Here is a 14,309-nt window from a genome sequence, read left to right on the forward strand (position 1 = left end):
GTCGGGATCAGAGGCGGTGCCAGACGGCCTCGGCCTTGGCGTAGTCCGCCGGGGCGACGGTCACCAGCTCGTCGCCGCGCCACTGCACCATCATCGGCACCGCGTGGATGTTGAGGCCGGTCTCGTCGAACTTGATCTTGCCGCCCGACATGACGGTGGCCCAGCCCTCGTCGAAGGTCTCGGCGGCGATGACCTCGCGGAGCTGGCGCGGGTCGGCATTGCCGGCCTTCTCCAGCGCCGAGGCCAGCACGCCCATGCAGGCGGCGTGCTCCTGCGCCTCGTGCACCATGAAATAGCCGAAGCGCTCGCGGAACCGCTCGGTGAACTCCGGCGCCTGGTCGTAGGCCGCCGGCGAGATCGACAGCACGTCGTCGGCAAGCTCGCCGAGGCCGTTGCGGAAGTCGGGGATGATGTAGCCGGCCGCGCCGCCGATGGTCGGCAGGTTGATGCCCTGCTGGCGCATGTTGCGGATGATCAGCAGGCTGTCGTTGAGGTAGGAGACCGGGAACACCGCCTGGGCCTGGGTGCGGCGAAGCTGATTGATCAGCGGCGACACGTCGGTGATGCCGAGCGGATAGGCCTCGTCCATCACCACCTCGATGCCGTTGGCCTCCGCCGCCGCGCGCAGGCCGCCGGCCTGCGAGGTGCCGTAGGCGGTGTCCTCGTACATGATGGCGATCTTGCTGATCTCGTCGCCGGCCTTGCGGGCAAGGTCGAGCGTATGGGTGATCGTCGCGCTGCCGAGTTGCGAGGCCTTGGACACCACCTGGAAGATGTTGCGGAAGCCGCGCCCCGTCACCTGGTCCGAGAAGGACATGGTCAGCAGCGGCACGCCGCGCCGCTCGGTCACCTCGGAGATCGCCAGCGTCAGCGACGAGGCGAAGGCGCCGAGCACCGCGCACACGCCGTCCTGCGACATCATCCGCTGCGCCACGGTCGCGGCCTGGGTCGGGTTGGAGGTGGCGTCGGAGATGATCAGGTTGATCTTCGCCCCGCCCATCGACTGGATGCCGCCGGCGGCGTTGATCTCGTCGGCGACGAGCTGGATGCCGTTGCGTGAGTTGATGCCGAACTGGGCATTGGCGCCCGACAGCGGCTGGATCACGCCGACATTGATCGTGTCGGCGGCAAAGCCCCGGCGCGCATAGAACGGCATGGTCAGCGCCGTTGCGGCACCGGCCGCCAGCACCTGGCGGCGCGACAGGCTGAACGGGGATTTCGTCGTGGTCTTGGTCATTGCTTCCTCCCTGGAATGATTGCCCGGATGTCGCTCCGGGCACGGCGCAATCAGATGCCCATCTCGTCGAAGACGTCCTGGGCGGTGCGGAAGCTGTCGATGCCCGCCGGCACGCCGCAATAGATCGCGACCTGCAGCATGATTTCGCGGATCTCTTCCTTGGTGAGGCCGTTGTTGATCGCGCCGCGCACATGCAGGCGCAGCTCGTGGCTGCGGCCGAGCGCCGAGATCATGCCGAGATTGAGGATCGAGCGTTCGCGGCGGCCGAGGCCGGGACGGTTCCACACATCGCCCCAGCAATATTCGGTGACGAGCTGCTGCATCGGCCAGTTGTAGTCCGTCGCCTTGTTGACCGAGGCGTTCACGTAGTCGTCGCCCAGCACCTCGCGGCGGGTCTTGAGGCCGGCTTCGAAGCGTTCGCCGGCCGGCGTGCCGTCGGGACGCATGGTCTTCGTGCTCATGTTCACTTCCTTCAGTTGCTCGCGTTCGAGGGTTGGTCGCCGGGTCCGGCGGCGAGGAGCGCCAGCGCCTGGTCCAGGTAGCCGGCGAAAAGGTCGGGATGTTCGGTCATCGGGAAATGGCCGAGATCGGGCATGACGATCTGGCGGGCGCCCGGCATCAGGGCGCAGAGCCGCGCGCCGTCCTCCGGCGTTGCCGAATAGTCGTAGGCGCCCGACAGCAGCACCACCGGCAGCCGCCGCGCATCGACCTTCGGGGCGGTCTCCTCGCCGTCGAATTCCAGCGAGTAGAAGCCAAGATCCGCCTGATAGATGCCCGGCGCGCCTTGCGAGTAGATCCAGGCGGCGCGGCGGCGGTAGCCTTCCGGCGAAGTCGGCGCCATCAGCCCGCGCACGAAGGCGCCGTTGTGCAGGCCGGCATGGACGCCGACATCGTTCTGGCCGCGGTGGATCCGCCCCTTGGCGCGGTAGGGCGGCTCGATCGCCAGCACGCCGCGCAGCAGCTCCGGCGCGCGGGCCGCGCAGACCAGTGTCACCGCCGCGCCCATCGAGCAGCCGGCAAGGATCGCCGGCCGGCCGACGACCTGCGCCAGATAGGCCCTCACCCAGTCGAGATAGCGCTCCGCCGTCAGGGCGTAGGGCGCGCCGTCCCAGCCAAGCGGCGGCATCGAGCGCCCGTGGAACGGCATGTCCGGCGCGTGCAGCTCATAGGCATCGCCCAGCGCGCTGTCGGCCATCTGCGCCTCGAACTGGCGCGCATCCGCTCCCGCCGTGTGCAAAAAGACCAGCGGCACGGCGCCCTTGCGCCCGGCAATATCGGTGTGGATCTCCAGCGGCCCTTCGGCGCAGTCGAGCGCGACGCGGCGCCCGGTGATCCCCTCGGTGCGGCGGGTGCGCCTCGGCGCGGCGAGTTCGGGCGCGGCGAGCGCCAGTTCGAACAGCCGCTCCAGCGCGGCGCGTGCCCTGGCAAGCCCCAGCGCATCGCCCTCGACCGTTACGCCCGGATTGGCGATCTGCAGCGCCGTGAAGCCCTGGTGGCGCGGCGGCGGCGGCACCTGGAGCATCTTCTCCAGCACGCCCTCGCCGAGGATCATCTCGATATCGGCGGACGCGTCCGCGCCCGCCGGCTCCACCCTGCCCTCCGCGATCCGCAGCACGGCGCGCGCCTCGCCCGCGCGGATCGCCAGCGCCACGGCAAGGCCCGGCGACAGCCGGGTCAGCTCCGGGTCGCCGGAGGCGGCCTGAAGGTGGCCGGCAAGGGCGGCGAGCAGGTCAGCCACGGCGCGCCCCGCCGTCGACATAGCGGTAGATCTCGGTGTGGTCGGCGCCGGCCGGCAGCTCGTCGGTCGCCGCGGTCCACTCCTGAAAGGTTCGCGCCAGCAGCTTCATGTCGAGGCCGAGGTCGCCTGCGAGCCCCGCCGCGATGCCGATATCCTTCGACATCAGCGCCAGGTCGAAGCCGGAGTTGAAGGCGCCCGACAGGATGAACTTCCTGACCTTGTTCTCGGTCGTGTTGTTGCGCCCCGTGGAGGCGTTGAGAATGTCGGTGATCACGCCCTCGTCGAGGCCGAACTCGCGGCCGACGATCAGTGCTTCCACCGCCGCCAGCGCACCGGCCGCCGAGACGTAGTTGTTCAGCACCTTGATCACATGGCCGGCGCCCAGCTTGCCGGCGAGGAAGATCCGCTCGCCCATCGCCTTCAGCACCGGCTCGGCGCGGACCGCATCGCCCGCCTCGCCGCCGACCATGATCGCCAGCGTGCCGTCGATGGCCTTGCCGACGCCGCCGGAGACCGGCGCATCGACCAGCGACAGGCCGCGCGCCGTCAGCTCTTCGGCGAGCTTCAGCGTGTCGGCGGGCACCGACGAGCTCATGTCGATCACCAGCGCGCCCGGCGCCACATCCGCCAGCGCGTTTTCTTCGCCAATGAGGCAGGCGGCGACGATGGCCGAGGTCGGCAGCATGGTGATGACGATGTCGGCACCGTTTGCTGCCGCGCGGGCGCTCGCCGCTGACCTCCCGCCCTTGGCGGCGAAGGCCGCACCGGCCTCCTTCGAGCGGTCGTAGCCGGTCACGTCAAAGCCGGCCTTCAGCAGGTTGACCGCCATCGGCAGCCCCATCCGCCCGAGGCCGATGAAGGCGATCTTCGTGGCCGCACCTGATTTCTGGCCCGTCTGCTGGCCCGTTTGCTGGCCCGACTGCCCGACCATGTCCGCAACTCCCCGCCTGCCGCAACGCTTCGCCGGACGCCGCCGCGCGGCCTCTCCGGCCCCTGCTTGCGGCCTCTGCATAACTGACAGGACGGCATTAGCAGATTATCAGACAATCTGTCAATCAGTCGCGCAACCGCCTGCCCCTGCTGGCAAACCCGCCGCGGCCGAGATCGCGATGCGGGTGTGAACATGCGCAAGAAGAAGGGCGCGAGGGCGTCGGGGGGCGCGCGTCGGGGGGCCTATTCGTTGCCAGAGCGGCGGCGGGGACGCGCCAATCTCTCCTCGCGTCATCCCGCACGAAGCGTAAGCGAAGATGCGGGATCGGAGAGCCGGGAGCCTGTCGACGGCACTCGCGAACAACACCACGCCCGCCGTGGCTCCCCGGTCCCGGATCTTCGGCCTTCGGCCTCGTCCGGGAAGACGCAAGGAGAGGATGGAGCGAATGTCAGCCGCAGGCGGGATGCCGGACAGGAGACGCCACTCCACCCCTGCCGAGGGTACCAATGGCTCCCGGCTCTCCGGCTTCGCCTGCGGCCGGGATGACCTCCGAGACGGAGGCACCGCCCCGCATCCTCTCAGCCGTCACCCCGGCCGCGCGCAGCGCAGAGCCGGGGCCTATTCGTTCCCAGAGCGGCGGCGGGGACGCGCCAATCCCTCCCCGCGTCATCCCGCACGAAGCGTAAGCGAAGATGCGGGATCGGAGAGCCGGGAGCCTGTCGACGGCACTCGCGAACAACACCACGCCCGCCGTGGCTCCCCGGTCCCGGATCTTCGGCCTTCGGCCTCGTCCGGGAAGACGCAAGGAGAGGATGGAGCGAATGTCAGCCGCAGGCGGGATGCCGGACAGGAGACGCCACTCCACCCCTGCCGAGGATACCAATGGCTCCCGGCTCTCCGGCTTCGCCTGCGGCCGGGATGACCTCCGAGACGGAGGCACCGCCCCGCATCCTCTCAGCCGTCACCCCGGCCGCGCGCAGCGCAGAGCCGGGGCCTATTCGTTGCCAGAGCGGCGGCGGGGACGCGCCAATCTCTCCTCGCGTCATCCCGCACGAAGCGCAGCGAAGATGCGGGATCGGAGAGCCGAGAGCCTCACGAGGCCCCCCCCGAACGAACCCGCAACCGCCGTGCCTCCCCGGTCCCGGATCTTCGGCCTTCGGCCTCGTCCGGGAAGACGCCAAGGAGAGGTGGGAGCCAGCAAAACGGCAGCAGCGAAAGGAGCGACACCGTCCCGCCTCACGCCGTCCCGCCTCACCCCTGCCGAGGTTGCCAATGGCTCCCGGCTCTCCGGCTTCGCCTGCGGCCGGGATGACGTCCTGAGAAAGTGGTATCCCCCTCAGGCGACCTCTGCGTCGCTGAGCAGTTGCAGGGCGATCTTGCTGCTTTCTTCCACATGGGTGATGCTCGCTTGGCGCGCCCAGTCGGCATCGCGGGCGCAGATCGCGCGGGTGATGTCGCGGATTTCCTCGACGCTTTTCGGCAGCCGGTGCGGCTGGGTCATCGTCGTCGCGCGCAGCATCGAGACGCGGTTGTGCAGCGAGGTCAGCATGTCCTCGACATAGATGTTGCGCGCCCCCGCGATCAGGCAGCGATAGAACTCCGCCTTGCGCGCGACGAGCTGCTCGGTCGGCGCCTTGCCTTCCGCCGCCGCGGCGAAGGCCTCGCAGGCGGCGTGGAGCCGACGGTGTTCCTCGTCGCTGCCCTTGACGGCGAATTCGGCGCCGCAGAACCCTTCCAGCAGCGCGCGAAGCTGGTAGAGCTGCTGGGCCTCCCCGAAGGAGACCTTGGTGACGATCGGGCCGCGATGCGGCTCGGTGCGGATCAGGCCTTCCGCCTCAAGCTGCCGCAGGGCCTCACGCACCGAGGTGCGCCCGACATCGAAAGTCTCGCAGAGTTCGCGTTCGATGAGACGGTCGCCCGGCTTGAAATGGCCGGTGGCGATCAGTTCGCGCATCTTCTCTTCCACCAAATGGCGGATCGTCGCGCGCTCTTTCGAGATTCTCAGTCTCGGCTGTTCCATCGAGTCCACTTTCTCCGAGCCGGCCGGGCTCCGGTTGCTCGGCGTTGAATAGCACATCCCGCGCCGCGCGCGCTGCTTGTTGGACATCCCGTGGTCCGGCAGGTATAGAGCTAGAATGACAGATTGTCAGACAAACTGCCAGCGCCAGGCCGCCAGGCAACAGCCGACCGTCCACTTCAGGGAGACCGTTCCGTGACCATTCCCAGCCTCCGCAAGGCCTCCTCCTCCTCCTCCTCCTCCTCCTCTTCCTCCTCCTCCTCCCCCGCCGCGCCGTGGCAGGTGATCGCGCTGCGCTATGCCACCAAGGACCTGCCGCCCGGCCATGCCGTGCTCGATCCCGACCCGCACGAGGGCGAGGCCCGTCTCGACTATTATATCTGGCTGTGCCGCAACGGGGACAGAACCGTGCTGGTCGATACCGGCTTTGCGCCCGAGGAAGGCGCCGCCCGCCAGCGGATCCTGCTGGTCCATCCGGTCGCGGCGCTGGAGCGCATCGGCGTCGCGCCGCAGGACGTCACCGACGTCTTCATCACCCATCTGCATTACGACCATGCCGGCAACCTGCGCCATTTCCCCAATGCGACCATCCACTTGCAGGATGCGGAGATGGCTTATGCGACCGGCCGCTGCATGTGCCATGCCCGGATGCGCAAGCCCTTCGCGGTCGAGGATGTCAAGACCGCGGTGGAGATGGTCTACCTGGACCGCGTGCGCTTCCACGAGGGGGATTACACGCTGCTGCCGGGGCTGACCGCCCGCCTCGTCGGCGGCCATTCGCAAGGGTTGCAGATCCTCGTCGTCGACGGGACAACGCCGCTGGTCATCGCCTCGGACGCGCTGCACCTGCGCCGCTACCTGACCGACGGCCAGATCTTTCCGGTCTTCGCCGACTATTTCCGCACGGTCGAGGGTTACCGCGTGCTGCAAGAGCTGATCGAGGCCGGCTGCGAGATCCTGCCCGGCCATGACCCCGACGTCCTCACCCTCTACCCGCGCCTCGACCCCGACTGGGAAGACGCCGTCGTCATCCGCAAGGTCGCGTGAGGGGCGCGACGGCCGTCACTTTCGATACGTTATGCCAATTCTGTGCGAACCTGCCGATTGACATGTAACGGCCGTAACACCATGATGTGACGATGACAACATCCTGGTTGCTGCTGACCTACAAGGTTCCCCCCGAGCCCGCCAGGAAGCGCGTCGCGCTGTGGCGCCGGCTCAAGGGCATGGGCGCCGTCTACCTGCAAAGCGGCGTCTGCCTGCTGCCGAAGACGGACGACCATCTCCGCCGGCTCAAGATGCTGGAGAACGATGTCGCCGAGATGAATGGCGAGTCGGTCCTCCTGCAGACCGTCGGCCTCGACCGCAGCCAGGAGGACAAGGTGCTGTCGCGTTTCAAGGCCGACCGCGACGAGGAATACAAGGAGTTCCTCGACAAGTGCGACGACTTCGAGCGCGAGATCGCCAAGGAAGAGGCGGCCAATCACTACACCTACGCCGAACTCGAAGAGAACGATGTCGACCTGAAGAAGCTCCAGGGTTGGCTGGAGAAGATCAAGAAACTCGACTTCTACGGTGCCACCCTGCGCGCCGAGGCCGAGAGCCGCCTCAAGACATGCGAGACGATCCTGGACGCCTATGCCCAGCGCGTCTTCGAAGCTCACGACGAGAACAAGTAGCGAACCGGGCCATCACACCGGGGCCACCACACCGGCGGCATCATTGGAGTTGAGCGGCATGGTCACGTTGAGCACGATGATCACAAGGGACATCGCATGAGCAATGTCGGGCCGACGGCCAATTCAGGTCCGGTGTGGCGCCGGATTCCCTCCGGCATCTGGGCACTCGGCTTCGTCTCGCTGCTGATGGATGTTTCGTCGGAAATGATCCATGCCCTGCTGCCGGTCTATCTGGTCGTCGGGCTCGGTGCCACCGCGCTCACCGTCGGCATTATCGAGGGCATCGCCGAGGCGACGGCCTCGATCACCAAGATTTTCTCCGGGGCGCTCAGCGACCGGATCGGCCGGCGCAAGGAGCTGGCGGCGCTCGGCTATGGGCTCGCCGCCGTCACCAAGCCGATCTTCCCGCTGGCGCCGACCGTCGGCTGGCTGGTCACCGCCCGCTTCGTCGACCGGATCGGCAAGGGCATTCGCGGCGCGCCGAGGGATGCGCTCGTTGCCGACATCAGCCCGCCCGAGTTGCGCGGCGCGAGCTTCGGCCTGCGCCAGTCCCTCGACACGGTCGGCGCCTTCCTCGGCCCGCTGCTGGCGATCGGCCTGATGTGGCTCTTCGCCGATGATTTCGTCTCGGTCTTCTGGGTCGCCGTGATCCCGGCCTTCCTCGCCTTCGGGCTGATCGTCTTCGCCGTTCGCGAACCCAGGCGCCAGGAGGGGCTTCGGCAGGTACGCAATCCGCTGAGCCGGCGCGAACTGGCACTGCTGGGGACGACCTACTGGTGGGTGGTCGCCGTTGCCGCGGTCTTCACGCTTGCCCGGTTCAGCGAGGCGTTTCTGATCCTGCGCGCCGAAGGCACCGGCCTGCCGCTGATGCTGGTGCCCGCCGTCCTGGTGGTGATGAATGTCGCCTACGCCCTGTCGGCCTATCCCGCCGGCGCGCTCTCGGACCGGATGGACCGTGTCACCATCCTCGTTATCGGCCTGGGCCTACTCATCGCCGCCGACCTCGTCCTCGCCTTAGCCCCCGGCCTTCTCGGCATCGCCTGCGGCGTCGTGCTGTGGGGCCTGCATATGGGGTTCACGCAGGGTCTGCTGGCGACGCTGATCGCCGATGCGGCGCCGGCCGAACTGCGCGGGACCGCCTTTGGCATGTTCAATCTCATCACCGGCATCGCCCTGCTCGCGGCCAGCGTCATCGCCGGCGCGCTGTGGGACGGTGTCGGCCCGCAAGGCACCTTCCTCGCCGGCGCCGCCTTCTCCGTTCTGACGATCATCGGCCTCTACCCGCTGCGCCGGCGGCTGAATGCGCGCAAGGGCGGATGAGGCGATAATCCAGGACTGAGTGCGTGACAATCTCGGCCTTGTCGGAATCCATGGCGTTCGGCCTCGGCCGCGAGGACGAGGATTAGATCAGCCGCGCGATGGGTGTTGGCCCCACCTTGATCACGACCCGCAGCACGACCGCAGGTCCGGGTGGCCGGCGCAGCACTCCTCCAGAAGAAAGCGCATCAGCGCGCCGATCCGGTCGAAGTCGACCCGGTAGCGCAGGCTGCGCGCCTGCCGCTCGGCATGGACGAAGCCGGCTTCCGACAGTGTCGAAAGATGGAACGAGGCGCGCGATGGGCTGGCGCCGATCGCCTCGGCGATCTCTCCGGCCGCAAGGCCGGCCGGCCCCGCCCGCACCAAGGCCCTGATCACCCGCAACCGGTCGTCGTTCGACAGGGCCCCGAAAAGGGTGGCAGCTTCCTGCTCGTTCACAATTCAATTCCTCTTGAAATGTCAGAGTTGCTGTGGCAGATATTATTTCAACATAGCTTGAAATGAAAGGCCCGACCATGATCACCCTTCCCGACCTCATCGCCCTGCTGCGCGACCACCCCCAGGAAACCCCGCTGGTCTTCGCCAGCGAGGCCGGCGACATCGGCCCCGGATATCACGTCACCGAACTGCGCCATTCCGCCTCGACCGGCATCGATTGCGGCGGCACCATCGAGGCCTGGCCCGAGGTGCGCCTGCAACTGCTCGACGGGACGGGCCGCCCCCACATGCCGGCCGGCAAGTTCGTCGGCATTCTCGAAAGGAGCCTCAAGGCGCTGCCCGCGCTGGCGCAGGCTCCGGTGATCGTGGAGTTCGCCCCGGGCAACCGGGGCCTGCGCCTGATGCTTCCCGATGCCCCGCAGGCCGAGGATGGCCGCCTGGTGCTGCGCCTCAACGAGACGCGGGCGGTGTGCAAGCCGGCCGAACGCAGTGCGGCGGCGCGGGCACCGGGCGAGCAGGCGGCCTGCTGCGGCACTGCCGCCGTGTCGGAGGCCCATATGGCCGCGGCGGCCTGCTGCACGCCCTCGGCCGAGGCGCGGACGCCGGGCGGCTGCTGCGCCTGACCTCGCCATTGCGGTTCGCGAAAGGCGCCGGCCTTTCGCGAACCGGACCCTTGCCGGCAAGACCCACGCAGACCAGGCTTGACGGTCGAGGATTGTGGGGCGATCAGCCGTGCGGACGAACGGCTTTCCTGCCTGCCTGATCGTCTGACAGCGCCGACGCCTCTCCCAAAAACCTTATCCCCGGTTTTGCGGGCACACCCGGCGCGCCATGGCACCGGCGCGGCGGCAGGTCTTTCGGCGACGCGGCTCACCCCTGTTATTTTTTACGAGACACCGTCCGGTCGGCATGGGTTGAGCAGCGCCCCTGCCCCGCCGACCGGGCGGCGCGACGATTTCGCGAAATTGCGACGCCTTGCGTCAATTTTCGCGGAAATTGAGACGGAATTTCGCAAAATCCGTCGCAAGCCTCGCAATCGGGGACAAGGCCGCCGGAGGACCCGGCCGGCACGGCGGGCCGGCCCCGCCGATTTTGCTTTGCCCCGCGCCCGTTTCCCGCGTTTAAATGAGCAAAACTCATTTCACGGGGACCCGCCGATGAGCCTGCGCCTGCCGCCGCTCGCCTCGCTCCGCCTGTTCGAGGCCGCCGCCCGCCATGCCAGTTTCAAGCTGGCGGCCGAGGAGCTTGGCCTCACCCCGTCGGCCGTCAGCCACGGCATCGACACGCTGGAGACCTGGCTCGGCGCGCCGCTGTTCGACCGCTCGGGCCGCGCTGTGACGCTGACCGCCGCCGGCGAGGATCTGCTTCCTTACGTCAGCGAGGGCCTGTCGATGATCGCCACCGGCGCGCACCGGGTGTCGCCGCTGCTCGGCGCCCGAAGGATCCGCGTCAGCGTCGCCCCGACCTTCGCCCGCCGCTGGCTGGTGCCGCGGCTCGGCCGGTTTGCCGGCCGCCATCCGGAGATCGACCTGCATATCGACACCAGCCACCGGCAGGCGGTGTTTCCGCTCGACGGCGTCGATCTCGCCATCCGCATGGGGCCGGCGCCCTGGCCGTCGGCGCGCTCCGAACTGCTGTTCCGCGAGGCGTTGCAGCCGGTCGCGCATCCCGACCTTGCCGCCCGCCTGCCGCAGCGCGAGGGGCGGATCGACTGGGCGCGCGCGCCGCTCATTCATGTGGCGTCGGTCGAGAACGACTGGGCGGCATGGTTCGTCGGAGGGGCGTCGGCGACGGGCGAGACGCTGCCGCCGCCCGGCCGGGGGCTGCATGTCGATACGGTCGATCTGGCGCTGGAAGCCGCCGCGCAGGGGCTCGGCGTCGCCCTTGCCCGCCTGCCGCTCTGCGCCGGCGCGCTCGCTTCCCCCGCGTCTTCTTCGCCCGCGTCCCCGTCGTCCGCGCTCTCCTCTCCCACGCCCTCCTCTCCTGCTCCTGCCTCCCCCGTCCTCTCGCCGCTGGCCGGCTGCCCGCCCGTGCCGGTGCGCACCGGCTATTGGGCGCTGCTGCCCTCCGGTCACGAGCCGCGCCGGGAGATCGCCGCCTTCCTGCGCTGGCTGAAGGGTGAGAGTGCGGCTTTCCGAGCATGAATTCTGTTCATCTGAGGCGAGGTTTCCTCGTTTGTGTCCGGCAGGCCATCGGGCCAGCATGGCGTGACTGGACCGACGAGGAGACCCCCATGTCCGACACCGTGCTGTGCGAAATCGACGGCGGCATCGCCACCTTGACCCTGAACCGGCCTGACAAGCTCAACGCGATCAACTACGAGATGGCCGACCGGCTGCTCGAACGGCTGGAGGAGATCGAGTTCGACCCGCGCGTTGGCGCGGTGATCCTGACCGGCGCCGGCGAGCGCGCCTTCTCCGCCGGCGGCGACATTCCGCAGTTCCGCGAGAGCGTCCGGCTCGGCCCGGCCCGCGCGGTGCGCGACTTCGTCCGCCGCGGCCAGGCGATGACCGCCCGGCTCGAGGCCTTTCCGAAGCCCGTGATCGTCGCCGTCAACGGCCTTGCCTATGGCGGCGGCTGCGAGATCACCGAGGCCGCGCACCTGGCCGTCGCCAGCAACGAGGCCCGTTTCGCCAAGCCGGAAATCGCCATCGGCATCCCGCCGACCTTCGGCGGAACCCAGCGTTTGCCTAGGCTTTCCGGCCGCAAACGGGCTTTGGAGCTGCTCCTGACCGGCGATCCCTTCACGCCCGAGCGGGCGCTGGAGATGGGCCTCGTCAACGCCGTCGTGCCGCCCGGCGAGGTGATGGACCGCGCCCGCGCCCTTGCCCGCCGGATCCTGCGCCACTCGCCGCTGGCGGCCGCCGGCATCATCTCCGCCGTCGCCCGCGGCCTCAACATGACCATCGCCGAAGGCCTGGTCGCGGAGGGCGAGCAGTTCGCCCGGATGGTCGCGACGAACGACATTCACGAAGGGCTCGATGCCTGGATCGAGCGGCGGGTGCCGGTCTATTCCGGCACCTGATCAGGCGCCGTGCGGCCCGCCGTCGCTGCGGGCCGCGATCGCCTTGACCACGGCGGCCATGTCCTGCTTCCCCAGGCCCAGCCCCTCCGCCTCGTTGAAAAGCGCGTCCGCGACATCGAGCAGCGGCGCGGCGATCCCGGCGCCGCGCGCCGCCTCGGCGACGAGCCCGCTGTTCATCTTCACGTCCGAGATTGCCGCCTGCACCGAGAAGTCGTCGGCGCACAGCTTGGCGAGCTTGATCCGGGAGACCGCGCTGGCCATCGGCCCGGCGTCCAGAACCGCTTGAAAACACTGCAGATCCGCGCCCTGTCGCTCAGCGAAATGGAAGGCTTCGGCAAGACCCGCGACCATGGTGACCAGGAACAGATTGACCGACAGTTTCATGGTGAGGGCGCCCGGCACCGCGCCGCAGGCAACCGTCTCGCGGCAGACCGGCCGCAGCAGCTCGCGCAGCATCGCGACATCGTCGGCAGCGCCCGCCAGCATGCCGACCAGTTGGCCTTCCTCCGCCGGCACGCGGGAGCCGGAGACCGGCGCCTCGACATAGCGCCCGCCGGCCGCGCGGATGTCGGCGTCCAGCCCGCGCGACCAGTCGGGCGCGCTGGTGCCCATCGAGACGATCAGCCGCCCGCCGACATTGGCGGCGAAGCGCTCCGTGCCGCGGCCGAGCACCGCATCGGTGGCAGCCCCGTTCGCCATCATCAGGATGATCACCTGCGCGTTCCGAAACACCTCGGCCGCGCTCGCCGCAACGCTCGCGCCGGCCTCGCGCAAGGGGTCGCAGCGCTCAATCGTGCGGTTCCACACCAGCAGATCGGCGCCCGCCCGCGCCAGATTGAGCGCCATCGGCTGCCCCATCACGCCAAGACCGATGAACCCGATACGCATTCCCACCCTCCTTTGTCGGACCTGCGCAAAGGCTAGCGCGGCCATGATCTTTCGAATATCGGATAATTCAGGATATCGACTTCAGGATTTCGGGATGATCAGAGCCAATCTCGACATGGACGCGCTGCGCAGCATGGTCGCCGGCATCGAACTCGGCAGCTTCGCCCGGGCCGCCTCCCAGCTCGGCCGTTCGCAATCGGCGATCAGCATGCATCTGAAAAAGCTGGAGCAGCAGACCGGCCAGGTCCTGTTCCGGCGCAGCGGCCGCGGCCTGGTGCCGACCGAGGCCGGCGAGACGCTGCTCGGCCATGCAAGGCGCATCCTGGCGCTGAACGATGCGGCGCTCGACCGGCTGGGCGCCGCGGCGCAGCCGGCCGCGGTCCGGCTCGGACTGCCGCAGGACTTCTTCGAGGACGTGATGCCGGACGCGCTGCGGGCCTTCGCCAAACGGCATCCCGGCACCCATGCGGAGGTGCGCGCGGGCCGCAACCACGTGCTGGCGCAGGAGGTGCGCGCCGGGCGGCTGGATGCCGCCCTCGCCTTCTTTCCGGCCGGCTCGGACGGGCACGGCGAGCGCATCGCCACCCTGCCGCTGGTGTGGATCGGCACGGGTGCGGCGCAAGCGATCGAAGTTCCGTTGCCGCTGGTGCTGTTCGACCATCCCTGCCTGTTCCGCCAGTCGGCGCTGCGCGGCCTCGACGAGGCGGGGCGAGCCTGGCGGCTGGCGCTAACGACGCCGAGCCTCCCAGGGCTGTGGGCGGCGCTGCGCACCGGCCATGGGCTCACGGCGCGGACACGGCACCGCATCCCTGCCGACCTGCGGGAGATCGACCCTCACGCGCACGGATTGCCCCATCTGCCGCCGATAGAGGTCAGACTGCTCAGCGCGGAGGCCCCCACATCAGCCGCAGCCGACCTTTGTGCGATCCTGCGCGATGCGGCAGAGCGGCACCTCGCCCGGCACGAAAGCCGAGCGCCGGCCGAAGAGGCGCTGAACCATCGGAAAATGCAGGAGAATGGTGCCGTTGGAGAGACTTGA

The 14,309-nt window shown here is 68.9% G+C and carries 14 protein-coding genes; 7 read left to right on the forward strand and 7 right to left on the reverse strand.

The window, feature by feature from the left end:
* Positions 1–7: 7 nt before the first annotated feature.
* The 5 genes from TSB10GB4_RS16040 to TSB10GB4_RS16060 all read right to left on the reverse strand — a co-directional run bounded on the left by TSB10GB4_RS16040 (position 8) and on the right by TSB10GB4_RS16060 (position 5,926).
* The gene (locus TSB10GB4_RS16040; RefSeq protein ID WP_208984834.1) at positions 8–1,237 is read right to left on the reverse strand and encodes an ABC transporter substrate-binding protein; all 1,230 of its coding nucleotides are present in this window, start codon (positions 1,235–1,237) and stop codon (positions 8–10) included.
* A 50-nt stretch (positions 1,238–1,287) separates the two neighbouring features.
* A complete protein-coding gene (locus TSB10GB4_RS16045; RefSeq protein WP_186386529.1) occupies positions 1,288–1,698 on the reverse strand; it encodes a carboxymuconolactone decarboxylase family protein in 411 nt (136 codons plus the stop codon).
* 11 nt (positions 1,699–1,709) lie between these two features.
* Positions 1,710–2,975, reverse strand: a complete 1,266-nt coding sequence (locus tag TSB10GB4_RS16050) for an alpha/beta fold hydrolase (RefSeq protein WP_244570929.1) — start codon at positions 2,973–2,975, stop codon at positions 1,710–1,712.
* Positions 2,968–3,906 carry an NAD(P)-dependent oxidoreductase gene (locus tag TSB10GB4_RS16055; protein ID WP_186396543.1) on the reverse strand — a complete coding sequence of 313 codons (939 nt, stop codon included), beginning with the start codon at positions 3,904–3,906 and terminating at the stop codon, positions 2,968–2,970. The genes TSB10GB4_RS16050 and TSB10GB4_RS16055 overlap by 8 nt, the downstream gene beginning before the upstream one ends.
* A 1,336-nt stretch (positions 3,907–5,242) precedes the next feature.
* Positions 5,243–5,926, reverse strand: a complete 684-nt coding sequence (locus tag TSB10GB4_RS16060) for a GntR family transcriptional regulator (protein ID WP_186396544.1) — start codon at positions 5,924–5,926, stop codon at positions 5,243–5,245.
* Positions 5,927–6,118: 192 nt separating this feature from the next.
* On the opposite strand from TSB10GB4_RS16060, the gene TSB10GB4_RS16065 reads away from it, so the two are divergent.
* From TSB10GB4_RS16065 to TSB10GB4_RS16075, 3 genes are all read left to right on the forward strand, one after another.
* Positions 6,119–6,970, forward strand: a complete 852-nt coding sequence (locus TSB10GB4_RS16065; RefSeq protein WP_244570930.1) for an N-acyl homoserine lactonase family protein — start codon at positions 6,119–6,121, stop codon at positions 6,968–6,970.
* A 92-nt stretch (positions 6,971–7,062) separates the two neighbouring features.
* Entirely contained in the window at positions 7,063–7,602 is a 540-nt protein-coding gene (locus TSB10GB4_RS16070; RefSeq protein WP_186396545.1) for a Chromate resistance protein ChrB, read from the forward strand.
* 96 nt (positions 7,603–7,698) lie between these two features.
* Positions 7,699–8,922, forward strand: coding sequence for an MFS transporter (locus tag TSB10GB4_RS16075; protein ID WP_186396546.1), 1,224 nt, complete (start codon positions 7,699–7,701; stop codon positions 8,920–8,922).
* 120 nt (positions 8,923–9,042) lie between these two features.
* Here TSB10GB4_RS16075 and TSB10GB4_RS16080 read toward each other — a convergent pair whose 3' ends face one another.
* A complete protein-coding gene (locus TSB10GB4_RS16080) occupies positions 9,043–9,357 on the reverse strand; it encodes a helix-turn-helix transcriptional regulator (RefSeq protein WP_186385890.1) in 315 nt (104 codons plus the stop codon).
* A 77-nt stretch (positions 9,358–9,434) separates the two neighbouring features.
* On the opposite strand from TSB10GB4_RS16080, the gene TSB10GB4_RS16085 reads away from it, so the two are divergent.
* The 3 genes from TSB10GB4_RS16085 (at position 9,435) to TSB10GB4_RS16095 (ending at position 12,382) form a co-directional block, all read left to right on the forward strand.
* Positions 9,435–9,980: a DUF6428 family protein gene (locus TSB10GB4_RS16085; protein WP_186396547.1), complete on the forward strand. Its 546-nt coding sequence runs from the start codon at positions 9,435–9,437 to the stop codon at positions 9,978–9,980.
* A gap of 534 nt (positions 9,981–10,514) precedes the next feature.
* The gene (locus TSB10GB4_RS16090; protein ID WP_186396548.1) at positions 10,515–11,501 is read left to right on the forward strand and encodes a LysR substrate-binding domain-containing protein; all 987 of its coding nucleotides are present in this window, start codon (positions 10,515–10,517) and stop codon (positions 11,499–11,501) included.
* Between the two features lie 89 nt (positions 11,502–11,590).
* Positions 11,591–12,382, forward strand: coding sequence for a crotonase/enoyl-CoA hydratase family protein (locus TSB10GB4_RS16095; RefSeq protein ID WP_186396549.1), 792 nt, complete (start codon positions 11,591–11,593; stop codon positions 12,380–12,382).
* On the opposite strand, the gene TSB10GB4_RS16100 is transcribed toward TSB10GB4_RS16095, so the two are convergent.
* Positions 12,383–13,270, reverse strand: a complete 888-nt coding sequence (locus tag TSB10GB4_RS16100; RefSeq protein WP_186396550.1) for an NAD(P)-dependent oxidoreductase — start codon at positions 13,268–13,270, stop codon at positions 12,383–12,385. It lies immediately after the preceding gene.
* A 94-nt stretch (positions 13,271–13,364) separates the two neighbouring features.
* On the opposite strand from TSB10GB4_RS16100, the gene TSB10GB4_RS16105 reads away from it, so the two are divergent.
* Positions 13,365–14,309, forward strand: coding sequence for a LysR family transcriptional regulator (locus TSB10GB4_RS16105; RefSeq protein WP_208984835.1), 945 nt, complete (start codon positions 13,365–13,367; stop codon positions 14,307–14,309).

The organism is Stappia sp. TSB10GB4, from assembly GCF_900185745.1.
Classification (GTDB): domain Bacteria; phylum Pseudomonadota; class Alphaproteobacteria; order Rhizobiales; family Stappiaceae; genus Stappia.

What these genes read in the sequence shown, in the direction of transcription:
- TSB10GB4_RS16090 (WP_186396548.1), top strand. Translation starts at nt 10,515, where the DNA reads ATGAGCCTGCGCCTGCCGCCGCTCGCCTCGCTCCGCCTGTTCGAGGCC.
- TSB10GB4_RS16055 (WP_186396543.1), bottom strand. Translation starts at nt 3,906, where the DNA reads ATGGTCGGGCAGTCGGGCCAGCAAACGGGCCAGCAGACGGGCCAGAAA.
- TSB10GB4_RS16100 (WP_186396550.1), bottom strand. Translation starts at nt 13,270, where the DNA reads ATGCGTATCGGGTTCATCGGTCTTGGCGTGATGGGGCAGCCGATGGCG.
- TSB10GB4_RS16095 (WP_186396549.1), top strand. Translation starts at nt 11,591, where the DNA reads ATGTCCGACACCGTGCTGTGCGAAATCGACGGCGGCATCGCCACCTTG.
- TSB10GB4_RS16105 (WP_208984835.1), top strand. Translation starts at nt 13,365, where the DNA reads ATGATCAGAGCCAATCTCGACATGGACGCGCTGCGCAGCATGGTCGCC.
- TSB10GB4_RS16070 (WP_186396545.1), top strand. Translation starts at nt 7,063, where the DNA reads ATGACAACATCCTGGTTGCTGCTGACCTACAAGGTTCCCCCCGAGCCC.
- TSB10GB4_RS16060 (WP_186396544.1), bottom strand. Translation starts at nt 5,926, where the DNA reads ATGGAACAGCCGAGACTGAGAATCTCGAAAGAGCGCGCGACGATCCGC.
- TSB10GB4_RS16045 (WP_186386529.1), bottom strand. Translation starts at nt 1,698, where the DNA reads ATGAGCACGAAGACCATGCGTCCCGACGGCACGCCGGCCGGCGAACGC.
- TSB10GB4_RS16085 (WP_186396547.1), top strand. Translation starts at nt 9,435, where the DNA reads ATGATCACCCTTCCCGACCTCATCGCCCTGCTGCGCGACCACCCCCAG.
- TSB10GB4_RS16040 (WP_208984834.1), bottom strand. Translation starts at nt 1,237, where the DNA reads ATGACCAAGACCACGACGAAATCCCCGTTCAGCCTGTCGCGCCGCCAG.
- TSB10GB4_RS16075 (WP_186396546.1), top strand. Translation starts at nt 7,699, where the DNA reads ATGAGCAATGTCGGGCCGACGGCCAATTCAGGTCCGGTGTGGCGCCGG.